Origin of the sequence: Zunongwangia pacifica (genome assembly GCF_023499215.1) — a bacterium.
GTDB classification, from domain to species: Bacteria; Bacteroidota; Bacteroidia; order Flavobacteriales; family Flavobacteriaceae; genus Zunongwangia; species Zunongwangia pacifica.
On record NZ_JAKHSK010000056.1, the window covers coordinates 1 to 16768 of the forward strand.

Below are 16768 nucleotides of genomic sequence, written 5' to 3' on the forward strand. Positions count from 1 at the left end.
CTTTAGAATCTACTCAAATCTACACGCATCTATTAAAAACCGTTGAAAATGAATGATTACAAAATACATTTAGAGAAGAAAGGATACGCAGATACTACAATCGAGAACTATATAAAACAAGCACAGTTATTTATAAAATGGTGCAATAGGAACCATACCACAGCTATCGAAATCGATTATAAAGATTGCTTGAAATACATCAAATATTTACAACGAAAAGGAACAACCAAAAAGACCGTAAACCATAGATTGGGACGTGTAAAAGTATATCTAAATTACTTGGTAGAAGAAAATTTTAAAAGTGAGAATCCAATAGAAAATACAACTGTAAAAGGTGCAAAAAGACACATCAATTATAACTTACTTGAAGCTGACGAATTAGAGGATTTATATTACAGTTACGAAACTGAAAATATTAAAGATGCCTATCATAGGCTGACCGCAAAAAGAGATAGAATAATCGTTGGTTTAATGGTCTATCAAGGCTTGTCAACCACAAATCTAAAAACGTTGGAAGTTCAACACGTAGAAGTTTACAAAGGCAAAATCTATGTTTCAGGACACAAGAAAATGAACGCACGAGAATTAGAGCTAAAACCCTGGCAAGTCATTGAACTGTTGGAATACATCAAAGAAATCAGAGAAGAAATAAAACAACGTAGAAATATAGAAAGTGAACGATTATTGATACCGAATAATGCACGATTGAGCAACACGATTACCAACATCATTAAGAAGCTGAAAAAGACCAATTACAAGGTCGAAAACATCAATCAAATTAGAGCTTCTGTAATTACAAATTGGTTAGGACAATACAACTTGCGAAAGGTTCAATATTTAGCTGGACATCGTTACATCAGTTCAACGGAAAGATATTTACAGGACGACTTGGAAAACCTGCACGAAATCGTCAACAACTTCCATCCAATAAGCTGAAAAACCCCCAGGGCAAAAAGTCCACGCCGCTCTCCCGATAGCTATCGGGATCACGGCTCGCCCTGTCCTTTTTGCCCTTCCGCGCGCCACCGCCATTGCAGGTTTTTGTGCGCCAATAGCTAAAGCAGCCCATTGCTTTTTACTACCTCCAACACCTGGTCGTCCGGTACGCAAAAAATACTGTACACAGGGCACAGGCATTTTTTACGTACCTCCCTCGCCAACGCAAAAAAGCAAAGCGCTGCGCCACCAAAAAAACTATTGCACAAAAACCTGCCCCAAGCCATATTTACATAACGCAGGGGCTTTATAATGCACAAGGAATATTTACAGTTAAAAATCAAGGAAACCTTGTGCAGTTATAAATTGCGCTATGTAAAATTGCCGACTCTGCCACCGCTTTTTGCCCTCGCTGCTGCCAGCGCACTACGTCCCGATAGCCATCGGGAATTAATTTATAATGCTCAATCGCCGCATTAGTGGCTATCATTTTAAAAAGCCGAAGATCGCCAGCGCAAAGCCCACCACCCAAGATCTTCCCCTTTTTAAAACGGAAATACTGGTTTTTACCTGCAAGGAATTAGATGCCAATTAGTATATTAGTAGTTCAATGGGATGCAGAAAGCTCGATACCGATTTTTTTGATTTTTTGGAGGTAGTACACTCCAAAAAAAGAGCCCGCGGAGAAAAAAAATGCCTAAACGTCTATCCATTTGGCTTACAGCACAAGGGTTACAATAATGTGATAAATGGTACGGAAAATAACTACCAAACGTATCAAGGAAAAGAAGATGAGAAAGAATTAGGAAAGAATACCTATGCTTTTGGTTGGAGAGATTACGACCCTGCAATTGGAAGGTTTAACAAGATAGATAGGTTTGCTGAAAAGTATTATGCAGTTACACCTTATCATTTTAGTGCAAACAATCCTATCTTTTTTAGAGAAATTAATGGAGATAGCATACAAGGAGTATCTAGAAAATCAGCTAGAAGAACTAAAAGAGAGATTAGAAAAACCTTTAAGAATAACAAGAAACTAGCAAGGTTATTTAAGACAAAAGGAAAGAAGTTCAAAGGAATCTCACAAAGCGATTTTGATGATGCCACAAAAAACTCAAGTGCGGATGAAAAAGCACTAGCAAATGGTTATTTTGAAGCAGTTAACTCATCTGAAATACATACGGTTGAAGCTGTAAAAAGAGGTGAGAAATTTTCAAACTCTGCTTTAAGCGACCAATTTGGTTATTATAATGGTGATGGTAAAATCAATGGAGCTGATGCTGACGATGCAACAGGTGGAGGCTTTAATTTTAAGACAGGTACTGGTACGCATACCGTTATTGTTACGAACTCAACAATACCGATAACAGATTATAGAGATAACTCAACTGGAGCAAGAGTTACTAACAGAACATCAACAGCAGGTGAATTACTTGCTCACGAATTATTAGGTCACGGTCTGACCAATTATAATGCAGGAGGTAATCAATTTTTGAATGCCATACAGTTGACCAATTTGTATCAAAGAGTTACGACTGGTAGTTCGAGATTTTATAGAGACGGTTCTAGGCACGGAGGTAATCCCGCTGGTAGAGGCGTTGCAATACCAGGGACAATTTCTTGGCAAGTGCAATTATATTTAAAATAATATGAGAAATCAAATAATGTTAATATTGACGATGATTAGCTTTATAACATTGTCAGCACAGGATAAAACTTCTGAAGAAGTTATTAACGAAGTCAATACTCTTAAAAATAAAGGGGTTAAGAATATCATTGTTATATCAAATGAATCCAATAAAAATGTAATTCTCTGGAAAGAGAATGGAAAAGAAAAAGCGATGAAAGTTTACGGTAAAAAGCCTGATTGCTTGAAAAAGAAAAAAGTTCGTTTAAGCAAAAAAGAAAAGGAATATTTTAATTACTGTCTTAACAATTATCAATATATTCAAGGGATAGACAATAATAATTGTGATGAACGTGTTCACGCTTTTACCGAAATAAGTGTCAAAGGCATAATTAATGGCGAAACTGAATCTTTATATAAGTTCTATTCCCATTGCGGTACAGAACAGCAAAGGTTAAAGATTAAGCCACTGATTAATCTTTATCATAGTTTATTATAAATAGAAAGCAAAGTGTTAAACCACGGCGAAAGCTGTGGTTTTTTTATGCATACGCCTTTTTGGTCTTGGTATCACGGATAAAGGCATCAATGATTTTAATAACGGTAGTTTTATCATCATCTGTAAGTCGCTGAATCTCACGCATACGATTGAGCATATCCACGTCCACAACTTCCAAGCTGTCATCCTCGGAAACCAAATAATCAAGGGAAACACCAAGGACTTTAGCAATCATTTTAGCGTTCTCAACGGACGGCACAATATCATCACGCTCGTACTTGGAAATGGCATCACGGGACACGCCCACATAAGAGGCTATATCGACTTGCGATAACTTCTTCTCTTTCCTGATCTTGGTAATCTTCTGTCCTAAAGTCATAGAATAATCGTCTTAAACGCTTTAAATCGTAGTAAACTATACGTTTTGGGCAAATATAGTCAAAATAAAATAGTATTATCCTGATTTATTGAATAGTAATATCCAATATTGCAGAGTAAACAATACAAATAATAGAATTATCTGCATTATGGGTAAAAATATTTTGGACACCAAAAACAGCAACAACTACGAATACGTCACCAATCATTTAGAAATCCACGTATTGGGCGGTATCAAGCTCAACAAGTTGGATAGTCTGCGGGTAACATTGAGCATCAACAAAACCAAGCACCACAACAAGTTACGCTAAAATATCGATTTATACAACGATAACTAGGTGGAAAAGTTGGTGCGAAAGATAGCAGAACGCATCGAGATAGGAACATCGATAGTCAGGCGGACATTGCCGGGGTCACTATAATAATAAAAGCCTTCAAATTTATTGATTTTGAAGGCTTTTTTAGTTTTATCGAATACTATAATCGATAAGTTTCATTATCGAACTGCCGTACCTGTCTGCCGAAGGCAGGTACGAGACCCGTATATAAGGACAATCTGTCAGTTATTGGAGGAGCCGTCTACTAGACTGTGCTTTCGTACTTTTATTCAGCGTGATAGATATTGTGAAATATTTCTGCTAACTTTTTCGGGTCTTCCTTCCAAGATTTAAACATTTCAAGTCCAATATCCTCTGGGATTATATCCAATTCTTCATTTTCTACTTTGTCTAGAATTACTTTGGCTACACTATTGGGTGATGGCATATCCCAATCACTTCCTTTGTTCATATCTGTATCTATTGCACCTGGATTTACCGTGTGAACCGTAACACCTTTTTTAGCCAGTTCAATTCTTACAGAATAGGTGGCAGAAAGAAGTGCAGCTTTTGAAGCAGAATATCCGGCTATTGAGGGCAAAGGGGAATATGCAACAATTGATGTGATATTGACTATTCTCGCAGGAGAATTACTTTCCAAGACGGATGCAAAAGATTTCATCATTTTTAAAGTTCCATAATAGTTAACATTCATATCTTTTTCAATATCCGCAATTTTCCCATTTAGAATAGAACCAGCACTTAATACGCCTGCATTGTTTATTAAAACCTCTGTGTCCAATGCTTGTTTTACTACTTGTTCTATTTCGTGGTCATTGGTTATATCAAGTTTGAGAGTAACCACTCTATTATCTTCAAATTCTGGCATTTTGCTTAAATCTCGGCAAGTGGCGTAAACTTTTTTAGCTCCTTTATTCAATGATTCTTTAACTAGTGATTTCCCTATTCCTCTATTAGCACCTGTAACAAGAATAACTTTGTCTTTTAATATTTGCATCATTTCGTTTTAATTTATTGATGCAAAATTAAATTGAAGATAGGCTAGTTAAAACCCGTTTCTTGCTGTTATCTATCACACATTATTTTGAGATGCTTCCCAACCGATAATTGCAGTTTTTCGAGTTGTTCCCCACTTATAACCTCCAAACACTCCTGTTGATTGAATTACTCTATGGCAAGGAATTAAAAAAGCGATTGGATTATTTCCAATTGCAGTACCAACTGCTCTGGAAGCATTGGGTTTGTTGATAGAATTAGCGATATTACCGTAAGTGGCTAAATTTCCCTTAGGAATTTTTAAGAGGGCTTCCCAAACTTTTAGTTGAAAATCTGTTCCTTTTAGGTGTAGTTTTATTTCGTTGATTTTACTCCAATCTTGTGTATAGATTTGTAGCGCATTTTGTTGAATTTCATCCGTTTGATGAATAAAGCTGGCTTTTGGAAAACGCTTTTGCAATTCTAAAAATGCAATTTCTTTATTCTCTACAAAGCCCATATCACAAATACCTTTGTGAGTTGAAGCGACTAAAATTCTACCAAACTTACTTTCGGTAAAGCTATAATTTATGGTTAGGTTTTCTCCTTTGTTTTTGTACTCCCCCGGAGTCATTCCTTCGATTTTAACGAATAAATCGTGTAATCTACCCGTTCCCGAAAGTCCTGTTTTGTAAGCGGTCTCAAATAACGTGGATTTTGAGTTGTTCAGAATTTTTTTTGCGTGTTGTACACTTGTAAATTGTAGGAATTTTTTAGGGCTAACACCTGCCCAATCGGTAAAAAGTCTTTGAAAATGAAAAGGACTTAAATTAACTCTTTCCGCAATTTCGTCCAAAGTTGGTTGCTCCGTGAAGTTTTTTTGTATGTATTCAATAGCTTCTGCTATTCGGGTATAATTGATATATTCTTGCTCGTTCATTAAAACCTGATTTTATAATAGCAAAAATAGGATTGATTTTATTCCAGTAAAACCCGGATCTTGCTGAATGCCCGGGCTTTTTTATGGCGCACAACGATAGCTATAAAAATAGTGTTTCTTTTGGGACATTACGCTTTGTGAACATTATTTTCATAGCCTTTTAGGGACGTTTTTTTATGATATTTACTAAGCCTGCCAGAATAATTTGATAGGAATTGCGCCGTTTTACGTTTTCGGAAGTGTATTTAAAATGATAGGATATTATTCTATTTGGTAGCTAAAGTATAATTGTCTTTTTGGTTTAAATCCAGTGATATGCTGGTATGGTTGTTAACAGTAGATTATAAAATAGTTATTCAAGATAAAAATTTTCTAATCAAAGCTATTTTTAAATTTCTGTTAATCAGGTTCTTCTATTTTTTTTGCTTTTCTCTTCTTTACTCTTAATTAATAATGTCTTCAAAAACTGTTAATCAGTTTGCTAAAACCTTGTAATAGGTTTGCGTCTCACTTAAAAACAATATCAATGAAGCATTTTTATCTCTTACTATTTGTATTCATTAATCTTTCCTGGGCAGGTTATAGTCAACAGGAAATATCAGGTGTGGTTACCGACCCTGATGGTCTTCCGTTGGGAGGAGTAAACGTTAGTATCAAAAACACTAATGATATTGGAGCAGTTACTGATATTGATGGAAATTTTCTAATTAAAGCTACACAAAATGATATACTTATATTTTCTTATATAGGTTTTAAAACACAGGAAGTAGCAGTAGGTAACAAAAATAATTTTACGGTAACATTACAGGTAAATACAGAATCTTTAGATCAAGTTATAGTAACGGCTTTGGGAATTACAAAAGCTGAAAAGAAAATTGGATACGCCACACAGGAAATCCAAACTAATAATTTAGCGAATATGCCGGTGCCCAATGTAGCGAATTTATTTTCTGGTAAAGTTGCGGGACTTCAGGTAAGTAGCCCTCCTGGAATGTTTCAATCACCTTCATTTTCATTACGGGGAAAGACTCCTTTAATTGTAATCGATGGGATTCCTGTAGAGACTGATTTTTTTGATGTTCCTCAAAATAATATTTCTTCAATAAATGTCCTTAAAGGAACTTCTGCTTCTGCATTGTATGGATCTAGAGGACGAAATGGTGCTATCTTGATTACCACCAAGAGCGCTACAGAAGATGGCCTAAGTATAGAAATATCTCAAAATGTAATGGTTTCAGCAGGCTATGCTATTTTTCCGAAAACACAACATGAGTACGGGAATGGATCTAATGGACAATATGAGTTTTGGGACGGCGCAGATGGCGGTATTGCAGACGGGGATATGATATGGGGACCCAAATTTGATAAAGATTTATTGATTCCTCAATGGAATAGCCCTATTATAGATAGCCAAACAGGAGAAGTTATTCCTTGGTATGGTAGTGTAACCGGTACACAATATGATAACCGATCACGATATTCAAGACAACCATTACCATGGGTACGCCATGATAATTTAGACGACTTTTTAAGAACAAGCATCATTTCCAGTACTAATTTTACCCTAAGTCAGAAAAGTGAAAAAGGATATTATCGTATTAACGGAAATTTTTCTCATAACAAAGATCGCGTACCAAATTCTAGTTTATCCCAGGGAGGTTTAAGTTACAAATCGCTAACTAAGCTATCTGATAAAATGACTTTAACAAGTAAACTTTCTTACAATAAAGTATACTCTCCTAATTATCCTAATTATGGGTATAATCCTAGCGGACACATGTACACTCTTTTAATCTGGATGGGAGAAGATGTTAATGGCCAAGATCTTAAAAACCATCAGTGGGTACCCGGAATGGAAGGTTACCGACAGGCGAATTGGAATTATGCATGGTATAATAACCCATGGTTTGGTGCAAACCATTATCAAAAAGAATATAATTCCGACTTACTGAATGCTCAATTAAAATTGGCTTATGAATTTGATGAACATTTCAGGTTACAATTAAGAGGATCGGGAGTATTAAAATCAAATTTTGAAGGCTTAGAGAGTCCAAAATCTTATTTTAACTATAGTGCTCCGCGTGAAGGTTCTTATCAAACATGGAATAAAAAAAGGTTGAATATTGATTATGATGTACTTGCCACTTATGACAATTCAATCTCAGAAGATTTTGGAATTGTAGTGAATGCAGGAGCGTCTACATTCTATAGAAGGTACCAGGAAGAATTTGCTGCAACCGATGGGCTAACTGTACCGGGAGTTTACAATATGGGGAATTCTACCGGGCCGGTAAGAGCTGAAAATAACTTATGGAAAAAAGCGATAAACAGTGTATACGGGACTCTGGATTTAGAGTTTTTTAATACCTATTTTATAACCATGTCTGCCAGAAATGACTGGTCTTCTACATTACCTAAAGAGAACAGATCCTATTTTTACCCTTCATTATCAGGAAGTGCTTTAATAAGCAACATTTTTGAAATGCCAGAGGCTGTGGAATATGTAAAGCTGTTTAGCTCTTGGGCCCGGGTTTCCAGTGATTTAGATCCTTATCAACTATCAGCTTATTACAAAAGTTCAGGGAATTTTGCTAATATTCAACGTCTTGTTTATCCTTCAGAAATTGTAAATCCTAATATCTCTCCTGAAACTTCAACCTCTTTTGAAATAGGTCTTAATACCGCTTTTTTGGATAATCGCGTTGCTTTGGATGCTACTTATTATAATACAGTAGATACAGATCAAATTATTAATCAGCCTATTTCTCTTGCTTCCGGATTTTCTTCTCGAAAAATAAATGGAAATGAATATACAACCAATGGTTTAGAGCTATCCCTTCGACTTAAACCTATTGTAAATAACAATTTTAAATGGTCTGCCTTGTTAAACTGGTCTAAAAAAGTGACCAAACTAACAGAAATTACAAGTGGAGAAGAGAAGTTTGGTAGCCTTTCTTTAAATGATCGTGTAGATAGTTATTATGATAAAGAATGGATGAAATCTCCAAATGGAGAAGTTATTCTTAACGCTTCAACGGGATTACCTACAAGAGATACCTACTTATCCTATTTAGGACATTTTGATCCTGACTGGACTTTTGGTTTTGTTAATGATTTTAAATATAAAAATTGGAGCTTAAATGTCGCTATGGACGGTGTTTGGGGTGGTGTATTACGTTCTCAGGTTGTAGAAAAAATGTGGTGGGGAGGAAAGCATCCCAAATCTGTTCAATATCGTGATGAGGAATATGCTGCAGGAAAACCCATTTATGTGCCTAAGGGTGTAAACGTTGTGAGTGGTGAATTAGTAAGGGATGTAAATGGTAATGTAGTTTCAGATAATCGTGTTTTTGAAGAGCATACCACCCCTATTAGTTGGCAAACCTGGTCACAAAACTATCCTTATCGAGCAAGGGTAACCGAGGATGAAAGCAAAACTTTTGCAAATGTTTTTGATCGTACCTATTTAAAACTAAGAAGTGTGACGCTAAACTATAACTTTACAGATTTATTACATAGTAAGACCATTCAGGATGCGAATATTAGCTTTAATGGTTATAACCTGTTTGTCTTGAAAAAGGGAGACTATTATACAGATCCTGATTATAAAACCGGAGGCGATAATAATATTCAGGATCCTTCGTCCAGATACCTTGGAGTAGGACTAAATTTTAAATTCTAAGCCTTAACTTAAAAATTAATTTCATGAAAAGATTATTCATATATACCTTAATTGTCCTTTTAGGTTTTTTTACTAAAAGCTGCCAGGATTTAGATGAACTTAATGAGAATCCTAACAACGTAAGCGAAACCCATCCCCAATTATTATTGACAGAAATTTCTGCGGAGGCTTTTCAGGTTACTGGAACAAGTCCCCTTTATGCTTCAAGAATGTTAATACAGACCGGAGAAGAGAACGACTATCAATATTTTAAATGGGGTAACGGTAGCTTTGGAGAATTTAATGATCTAAGGCAGGTTACAAAGATGATCGAAGAAGCTACACGAATTGAAAGCCCAAATTATATCGCCATAGGTAAATTCTTTCGGGCTTATTATTTTTATCAATTAAGTTTGCGATTTGGAGATATCCCTTATTCAGAAGCATTAATGGGAGAATCATCAGATACATTTCAACCAGCTTACGATTCTCAGGAAGCGGTATTTGAAGGGATTATTACTGAACTTGATGAGGCAGCATCAATGATTGAAGAAGATGTCGCTATTGATGGGGATATCATATTTTATGGTGATGCCAAAAAATGGTTGAAGCTTATAAATTCTTATGAGTTAAAAATATTATTAAGCCTTTCTAATAAAACGACGGCCGGATCAATAAATATTGCAAGCAAATTTAAGGAAGTTTATACTCGTGGTGTAATCATTAATTCTTTAGACGATAATGCACAATTAGTTTTTCAGGATCAGCAGGATAGTCGCTATTCCGAATTTAACTCCAGTAGTTATGGCTCAAGTATGTATATGTCGGCAACGTATATAGATTTATTGCAGCAACTAAAAGATCCTAGATTATTTATAGTGGCAGAGCAAACGTCAAGTGCTTCATCAAAAGGATTAGCGATTAATGATTTTGATTCTTATAATGGGGGTAGCCCTATAGAAAACTACTCGGTAATAAATGAAACACTGGTAGCTAATGGAAATATATCAAAAGTTAATGCAAGATATTATACCAATCCTACTACCGAACCGCATAATATTTTAAGTTATTGGGAGGTAGAATTTATAATTGCTGAAGCTTCGGTAAGAGGATGGATAAGTGACCAGGCAGCTACACATTTTGAAAACGCTGTTCGTGCAAATTTTAACTTTTATAGATCGAATGCCAGTGATTATTCAGAATATTTAAGTGAAGATATTGTGGAAGCTTATCTAGATCAGTCTTTATTAAATTTGAATGGAACTGAAGAAGAAAAGCTAAAAACTATACTTACTCAAAAATATATTACCACTTTTTTACAGGCGGGATGGTCGCAATATTATGATTATCTAAGAACCGGCTATCCTGAATTTGCCTATCCCACAGGGCAAACACCACCATACAGGTTTGTTTATCCGGTTGAAGAATATAATAACAATACGGCAAATCTTGAAGCCGCAATCAAATCTCAATTCGGCGGGAACGATGGAATAAGACAACTCCCCTGGTGGCTTAATTAATTAAAAAAATAGGAGCATCTTAAAATAGATGCTCTTATTTTTATATTTATAAGGACTTTTAAGAATAAAAAGTTACTCGATAATCGAGATTAAATGCTCCGGTCCCAATGGTTACGGGGACAGAGTTTCATCGCAATAGCTTGTTTTTTACTACAGTAGGAGATTCCGGATCAATTCCGATAGCTATCGGAACGGAATGACGAAAAAAACGAATTATTACAAATTACGGATAATCAAAAAAGTTATTTAAAAATCTAATTATCATTTTGAAGATAATTAAATTTCAAACAAAATAGTAGTTATGGAATCAAGAAGGTCATTTTTGAAAAAAGCTTCTTTACTAGCTGGGTCTACGGTATTTTTCGATGCTATGCCACAATCTATAGCTAGAGCTTTAGCTATAAGCCCCGATCCGGGCACCACTTATTTAAATGCCGAAAATATTGTTTTCCTTATGCAGGAAAACAGGTCTTTTGATCATTGTTTTGGTAGTTTACGTGGAGTACGCGGATTTAATGACCCCAGGGCAATTGAAACCCCTACTGGTTTACCCGTATGGTATCAGCGCAATAATAGCGGGAAAACTGCTGCGCCATTTCGTTTAGATATAAAAAATACAAAATCCACCTGGATGGGATCACTACCTCATGGTTGGGAAGACATGGTGGCCGCAAGAAATGAAGGTAAGATGGATAAATGGCTGGAAGCTAAAAAATCTGGAAATCCTGAATATGCAAAAATGCCATTAACAATGGGCTATTATAACAGAGAAGATCTTCCATTTTACTATTCTTTTGCTGATGCTTTTACAGTTTGCGACCATAGTTTTTGTTCCACTTTAACAGGTACCAGCCCCAATAGAAATTATTTCTGGGCGGGAACTGTTAGGGAAGATGCACATAATCCTTCCTCAAAAGCCCATGTTGATAATGGGATGATCGATTTTAAAAACGTAGGTTGGAAAACATATCCTGAACGTTTGGAAGAAGCAGGCATTTCTTGGGGGGTATATCAAAACGAACTTAGTATTCCTACAGGCCTATCTGGAGAAGAGGAATTTTGGCTGGCCAATTTTACGGATAATGATTTGGAGTTTGTGCAGCAATATAATGTTCGTTTTCATCCGAAACACAGGGAATGGATGCAATCTGAATTGGAGAAACTATTAAAAACTGAAAAGTCAGGAAAACTTTCAGAAAAGGAATTAAATAAATTAAAGACCAAAATAGCCAATCTTAAGAATGATCTTGAAGTGTATAGCGAGGCTAATTTTAATAAATTAAGCGATCACCAAAAAGCAATCCATAATAAAGCCTTTATCACCAATAAAAACTATTCGGAATATCGTGAATTAGAACGCTTGAAATTTGAAGATAAAGAACTTAAAGTCCCAAAAGGCGATGTGCTTCATCAATTCCGAAAAGATGTAGATAATGGTGAATTACCTATGGTATCCTGGTTAGTGGCTCCATGTTCTTTTTCAGATCATCCCGGTTCACCTTGGTATGGAGCCTGGTATGTTTCAGAAGTGCTGGATATCCTAACTAAAAATCCAGAGCAGTGGAAAAAAACAATTTTTATCGTTACTTACGATGAGAACGATGGTTATTTTGATCATCTCCCACCTTTTGTAGCTCCTAAACCGGGAAGTGGAGGGACTAACAATATCCGTACCGAAGAAGAGTTTGTAGATGGGAAGCATAATTTAGGTTTAGGTTTTCGAGTTCCTATGATCGTAGCTTCTCCCTGGAGTAGAGGTGGGTATGTGAATAGTGAAGTTTTTGATCATACCTCTTCTTTACAATTCCTGGAACATTTTATAGAAAAGAAAACGGGCAAAAAAGTTATAGAAGAAAACATTGGAGAATGGAGAAGAGCGGTGTGTGGTGACCTTAGGTCGATATTTAGGGATGCCGATAGTTCATTGCCCGAAGAAATGGCTGTACAAAGAGATGCTTACATTCAACAAATTTATGAGGCAAAAGAAAAGAAACTGCCTTCAGATTATAAAATGTTGAGTGATACAGATCTCGATGATTTAGAGGCAAAAGATCGACTTAAACAATTATTGCCAGACCAAGAGCCAGGAACTAAACCATCTTGTGCTTTACCCTATAACTTATCATTAAATAGCGAGTATCTAAAGTCTAAAGATGAGGTTGAGGTAACCATGTCTTATGAAAACAGTCTGTCAAACGCGAAAAAAGGTGCAGCACCATTTCAGATATATGATATGAATTCCTTACGTAAGGATTCTAAAAAATCCTGTTATGATTTTACAGTAAGCGAAGGAAAGCAACTAAAATGCACTCTCCCATTTCATTCCGATACGTTTTTCCTTAAAGCTTATGCTCCTAACGGTTTTTATAGGGAATTCCGAGGGCATAAAAATCAGCTTTCCCAAACCAATATTCTACTCAACACCATGAGTGATAAAGAGCAGATGCAGGTAGTTTTTGAATTTGATACCAAACAACAAATTATAGTTAGTATCGTAGACAATTCCTATAAAAGGAAACCTATAAATTTGGTTTTTGAAAAAGGAACCCATAAACAGGTTATTGATATTCAGGATTCTTTTGGCTGGTACGACTACAGTATTTTAATAGAAGAATATCAAGATTTTGAACAACGTTTTGCCGGCCATATTGAAAATGGGAAAACAAGTATTACCGATCCTTTAATGGGGAGATCGGTTTAAGAGAATAAGAACAAGAGGTTATAGGCTAGAAAATGAACTATAGTATTTTTTCAATACTTTAGTTTATTTAATCTATAAGAGCGGATAATTGTTTAGCTGAGAAATAGAAAGATTTAGAATTTACTCAAACTTAAAAATAGTGTAACCAGCTCACGAAAATGGGCTGGTTACTTTTTTTAATTTGAATTTCTTCGGCGTCTTTTCCTTTTTCGCCAGGGAGCGTTCTTTTGCCAGTCCCCGGCCATGATACTTCCGTATGGAATTACTTCATCCAGAACGTTTCCTAGTTTAAAATCTGCCATTTGATTTCTGACTACAGATGCCGGTTTGTAAGCACTTGGTAATTCAGAGATATCAATTTCATTAGAATAAAAACGTATGTCAAGATCTTTAGTTTCCTTTTTAAAAATTTCGATGTCACTAAGATCTTCCAGATTCCTTTTATGCTGCGTTCTACTCATATTTCGTCCGGCACCATGCGGAGCAAAACCTAAATTATTTTTAGTGGTAGCCCCTTCAACAATTAGAACCGGTTCGGCCATATTCAATGGTATTAGTCGTGGACCGGTAATATCGGGCATAAAACTTTTATCAAGGGGTGTAGCTCCTTTGGCATGATAAAAAATATCATTATTCCTAAAAACAAAATTATGTTCGTTCCAATATCGATTTTGGATATTTTGGCTAATCTTTTTGGCGACCGACTCATGTATGATTTCATGATTTAGTTTTGTCCATTTTCTAATCACCTGTAAAGCTGCCCAGTAATCCTGTCCTTCTGGAGTATCAAAAGGAATCCATGCATTTTGTTTTAAAGTTTCTGGAGAAAGTAACTTTCTAAAACGTTCTGCGATGGTCATTCCTTTAGCATACAATCGTGCCCCGGGGCCTCTAGAACCGTGATGAGTGATCATCATCGTATGGCCGTTTTTTGCAGATTGCCCTACAAATAAAAAGTGATTTCCGTCTCCCTGAGTTCCTAAATGTTCTCTTGCAATAGAAATGCTTTTCTCATCGCAAAGCAATTCATTGGCCTTAAATGCTTTCAAAAGTTCATCGGGAAGTTGAAATTGTTGACCTCTAGGTCTGCCACCAGGACCAAAATGTGTAGACTCATGAGCTGCATCCAGTACTTTTTTGGGTGCTATTGTCCCAAAATCTGTTAGCATTACAGAACAGCAAATATCTGCGCTATGCATACCGGGATGAATGGTATTTTTAGTTGCTACAACTCCGCCAACAGGTATAGTGCCTATAGGCCCTGCCGGGCATGCATCTGGCATAACGGCCCCGCCAATTACTGTTGGCGTTCGCATCACCTGATCCATAGTTTCCCTTACTTTATTGATATTAGCTGTTTCGAGTTCATTATCTGCTGAGATATTTAAGCTGTAAGGAACGGGGGAATCAAATAAACGTTTCGGCTCCGGAAGTTTAAATTGTTCCAGGTAGTTTTCAATTTCCGTTTTTGTAAGTCCGTTTTCATTGATGTATTCCAAAGCTTTTCTATACCATTTTGCAGGTGGATACCCCATAGCTTTTAGATCATGTCCTGTGATTTTTTTTGATTGTTCCATTATTCATTTATTTTTATTAAGCTCCGTCACCTCCATACGTGTGACGGAGCACTACAGCAGAAATACATCCATAGGTATTTCCTTTTTCAACAGTACAAATATGCATTCATAACTACGCAATCTTTTTGCGTAGTTATGAAAAAGAACTATTTTCCGTGAAATTTTACGAATGGCAGTTACAAAAAATGCATTAATCCGTTATAAAACCATCGATAAATGTTTACAAAACCACTATCGTAAATGGACACTTGATGATCTAATTGAAGCATGTAGCGATGCCTTATTTGAATTTGAAGGAAGGGATATCAATGTGAGTAAACGAACCTTGCAGTTGGATATTCAAATGTTACGCAGTGATAAATTAGGCTATAATGCGCCTATTGAGGTCTATGATAAAAAATATTATCGCTATAGTGATCCCAGGTACACCATTACGAATATTCCATTAACGGAAAATGATATGAATGTGCTTTCGGAAACGATGAACATGCTTAAGCAATTTCAGGATTTTTCGCTGTTTTCAGAATTTAAGGGAATATTAAATAAACTGGAAGACAAAATTTATACCGTAAAAAATCATAAATCAGCTATTATCCATTTAGATAAAAATACAGATTTAAAAGGCTTACAATGGCTGGATGAATTGTATCAGGCTATTTTGAAGCAGGTGGTGCTTAAAATTATGTATCAATCGTTTAGAGCTGCATATCCGGCAGAAATAGAATTTCATCCGCACCTTTTAAAAGAGTTCAATAATCGCTGGTTTTTAATAGGTAGAAAATCTGAGAATACTAAAGTAATCACCTTTGCCCTGGATCGTATTCTGGGAATAGACTATGATTTTAATGCGGAATATATTCCAATTCATTATGATGCTGATGAATATTATAAGAATACCATTGGTGTAACCGTCTTGGATCGAACCAAGCCCCAGAAGGTTATTTTTAAAGTAGACCGTATGAATGCTCCTTATGTGTTAACCAAACCATTCCACCATTCTCAAAAAATACTGGAAGAGCATACAGATGGTAGCGTTACATTTATGATTATAGTGCATCATAATTTTGAATTAGAGCGGTTGTTATTAGGTTTTGGTAACAGTCTGGAGGTGTTAGCACCGCGTGTTTTAAGAAGAAACCTAAAGAGAAAGCTGGAATTGGCGGCTGGACTTTATGGGTAGAGGGGTTTGGTCACTCTTAGTGCGTTGGTAATAGAGTGTAACATTCTAAATTTCATGAAATTGTAGTTTTGTGGTATGCCTTATAGGCATAATTTACGAAAAACACGGCAAAATTTTAAAATATTTTTAAATCGATTTCTATATGACAGAAATATCAATAAGCTTAAAAATTATTTAGCTCAAACGTGCTATAAGTTTCATAAATAGTAAGGTTTAGGTGGCGTATTTTCCAAATTGATATATTATTAATTTGATTATTCGTAAATACTCATAATTTCTTAATTTTGATTATATTCGCCTCAATTTCAATATAAGGAATATCTTCACTTTTACAGCTCATTTTGATAGTGAGCAATCCTGTCGGGCGCATTTTAAAGAAGCCCGTGACAAGAACGGGGTAGAATGCAAAAATTGTGGACACAACGAGCATTTTTGG

13 protein-coding genes and 1 pseudogene are annotated in these 16768 nt (G+C 35.8%); 9 read left to right on the forward strand and 5 right to left on the reverse strand.

Translation table 11 applies throughout. The features are described 5' to 3' along the window. The first annotated feature begins 48 nt into the window (after nucleotides 1–48). A complete protein-coding gene (locus L1967_RS20990) occupies nucleotides 49–936 on the forward strand; it encodes a tyrosine-type recombinase/integrase (RefSeq protein ID WP_249603463.1) in 888 nt (295 codons plus the stop codon). Nucleotides 937–1276: 340 nt separating this feature from the next. Here the strand turns inward: L1967_RS20990 and L1967_RS20995 are convergent, their stop codons facing one another. Continuing rightward, the gene (locus L1967_RS20995; RefSeq protein ID WP_249603464.1) at nucleotides 1277–1426 is read right to left on the reverse strand and encodes a hypothetical protein; all 150 of its coding nucleotides are present in this window, start codon (nucleotides 1424–1426) and stop codon (nucleotides 1277–1279) included. 120 nt (nucleotides 1427–1546) lie between these two features. On the opposite strand from L1967_RS20995, the gene L1967_RS21000 reads away from it, so the two are divergent. Together L1967_RS21000 and L1967_RS21005 are read left to right on the forward strand one after the other, a co-directional pair. After that, complete coding sequence (locus tag L1967_RS21000) at nucleotides 1547–2584, forward strand: RHS repeat-associated core domain-containing protein (RefSeq protein WP_249603465.1); 1038 nt, start codon at nucleotides 1547–1549, stop codon at nucleotides 2582–2584. A gap of 1 nt (nucleotide 2585) precedes the next feature. Further along, complete coding sequence (locus L1967_RS21005; RefSeq protein ID WP_249603466.1) at nucleotides 2586–3062, forward strand: hypothetical protein; 477 nt, start codon at nucleotides 2586–2588, stop codon at nucleotides 3060–3062. A 43-nt stretch (nucleotides 3063–3105) separates the two neighbouring features. On the opposite strand, the gene L1967_RS21010 is transcribed toward L1967_RS21005, so the two are convergent. Then, nucleotides 3106–3441, reverse strand: a complete 336-nt coding sequence (locus L1967_RS21010) for a helix-turn-helix domain-containing protein (RefSeq protein ID WP_249603467.1) — start codon at nucleotides 3439–3441, stop codon at nucleotides 3106–3108. A gap of 88 nt (nucleotides 3442–3529) precedes the next feature. On the opposite strand from L1967_RS21010, the gene L1967_RS21015 reads away from it, so the two are divergent. Then, nucleotides 3530–3751, forward strand: coding sequence for a hypothetical protein (locus tag L1967_RS21015; RefSeq protein ID WP_249603468.1), 222 nt, complete (start codon nucleotides 3530–3532; stop codon nucleotides 3749–3751). 292 nt (nucleotides 3752–4043) lie between these two features. Here L1967_RS21015 and L1967_RS21020 read toward each other — a convergent pair whose 3' ends face one another. Both L1967_RS21020 and L1967_RS21025 read right to left on the reverse strand, forming a co-directional pair. Then, nucleotides 4044–4778 (reverse strand): SDR family NAD(P)-dependent oxidoreductase, encoded by a 735-nt coding sequence (locus tag L1967_RS21020; protein ID WP_249603469.1) that lies wholly within the window; start codon nucleotides 4776–4778, stop codon nucleotides 4044–4046. Between the two features lie 72 nt (nucleotides 4779–4850). Continuing rightward, nucleotides 4851–5693 (reverse strand): bifunctional helix-turn-helix domain-containing protein/methylated-DNA--[protein]-cysteine S-methyltransferase, encoded by an 843-nt coding sequence (locus L1967_RS21025; RefSeq protein WP_249603470.1) that lies wholly within the window; start codon nucleotides 5691–5693, stop codon nucleotides 4851–4853. Between the two features lie 526 nt (nucleotides 5694–6219). On the opposite strand from L1967_RS21025, the gene L1967_RS21030 reads away from it, so the two are divergent. The 3 genes from L1967_RS21030 to L1967_RS21040 all read left to right on the forward strand — a co-directional run bounded on the left by L1967_RS21030 (nucleotide 6220) and on the right by L1967_RS21040 (nucleotide 13575). After that, nucleotides 6220–9375, forward strand: a complete 3156-nt coding sequence (locus L1967_RS21030) for a SusC/RagA family TonB-linked outer membrane protein (RefSeq protein ID WP_249603471.1) — start codon at nucleotides 6220–6222, stop codon at nucleotides 9373–9375. A 23-nt stretch (nucleotides 9376–9398) separates the two neighbouring features. Next, nucleotides 9399–10874: a SusD/RagB family nutrient-binding outer membrane lipoprotein gene (locus L1967_RS21035; protein WP_249603472.1), complete on the forward strand. Its 1476-nt coding sequence runs from the start codon at nucleotides 9399–9401 to the stop codon at nucleotides 10872–10874. Between the two features lie 301 nt (nucleotides 10875–11175). Next, nucleotides 11176–13575 carry a phosphocholine-specific phospholipase C gene (locus L1967_RS21040; protein ID WP_249603473.1) on the forward strand — a complete coding sequence of 800 codons (2400 nt, stop codon included), beginning with the start codon at nucleotides 11176–11178 and terminating at the stop codon, nucleotides 13573–13575. A 176-nt stretch (nucleotides 13576–13751) separates the two neighbouring features. On the opposite strand, the gene L1967_RS21045 is transcribed toward L1967_RS21040, so the two are convergent. Then, complete coding sequence (locus tag L1967_RS21045; RefSeq protein WP_249603474.1) at nucleotides 13752–15152, reverse strand: RtcB family protein; 1401 nt, start codon at nucleotides 15150–15152, stop codon at nucleotides 13752–13754. A gap of 169 nt (nucleotides 15153–15321) precedes the next feature. On the opposite strand from L1967_RS21045, the gene L1967_RS21050 reads away from it, so the two are divergent. Further along, nucleotides 15322–16332: a helix-turn-helix transcriptional regulator gene (locus tag L1967_RS21050; RefSeq protein WP_249603475.1), complete on the forward strand. Its 1011-nt coding sequence runs from the start codon at nucleotides 15322–15324 to the stop codon at nucleotides 16330–16332. A gap of 310 nt (nucleotides 16333–16642) precedes the next feature. Continuing rightward, nucleotides 16643–16768 (forward strand): annotated as a pseudogene (locus L1967_RS21055) (IS1595 family transposase); the annotation flags it as partial.

Bases quoted from the DNA above. Each gene is read 5' to 3' on its own strand.
- L1967_RS21050 (WP_249603475.1), top strand. From the start codon at position 15,322: ATGGCAGTTACAAAAAATGCATTAATCCGTTATAAAACCATCGATAAA.
- L1967_RS21005 (WP_249603466.1), top strand. From the start codon at position 2,586: ATGAGAAATCAAATAATGTTAATATTGACGATGATTAGCTTTATAACA.
- L1967_RS21035 (WP_249603472.1), top strand. From the start codon at position 9,399: ATGAAAAGATTATTCATATATACCTTAATTGTCCTTTTAGGTTTTTTT.
- L1967_RS20995 (WP_249603464.1), bottom strand. From the start codon at position 1,426: ATGATAGCCACTAATGCGGCGATTGAGCATTATAAATTAATTCCCGAT.
- L1967_RS21030 (WP_249603471.1), top strand. From the start codon at position 6,220: ATGAAGCATTTTTATCTCTTACTATTTGTATTCATTAATCTTTCCTGG.
- L1967_RS21045 (WP_249603474.1), bottom strand. From the start codon at position 15,152: ATGGAACAATCAAAAAAAATCACAGGACATGATCTAAAAGCTATGGGG.
- L1967_RS21025 (WP_249603470.1), bottom strand. From the start codon at position 5,693: ATGAACGAGCAAGAATATATCAATTATACCCGAATAGCAGAAGCTATT.
- L1967_RS21000 (WP_249603465.1), top strand. From the start codon at position 1,547: ATGGGATGCAGAAAGCTCGATACCGATTTTTTTGATTTTTTGGAGGTA.
- L1967_RS20990 (WP_249603463.1), top strand. From the start codon at position 49: ATGAATGATTACAAAATACATTTAGAGAAGAAAGGATACGCAGATACT.
- L1967_RS21010 (WP_249603467.1), bottom strand. From the start codon at position 3,441: ATGACTTTAGGACAGAAGATTACCAAGATCAGGAAAGAGAAGAAGTTA.
- L1967_RS21020 (WP_249603469.1), bottom strand. From the start codon at position 4,778: ATGATGCAAATATTAAAAGACAAAGTTATTCTTGTTACAGGTGCTAAT.
- L1967_RS21040 (WP_249603473.1), top strand. From the start codon at position 11,176: ATGGAATCAAGAAGGTCATTTTTGAAAAAAGCTTCTTTACTAGCTGGG.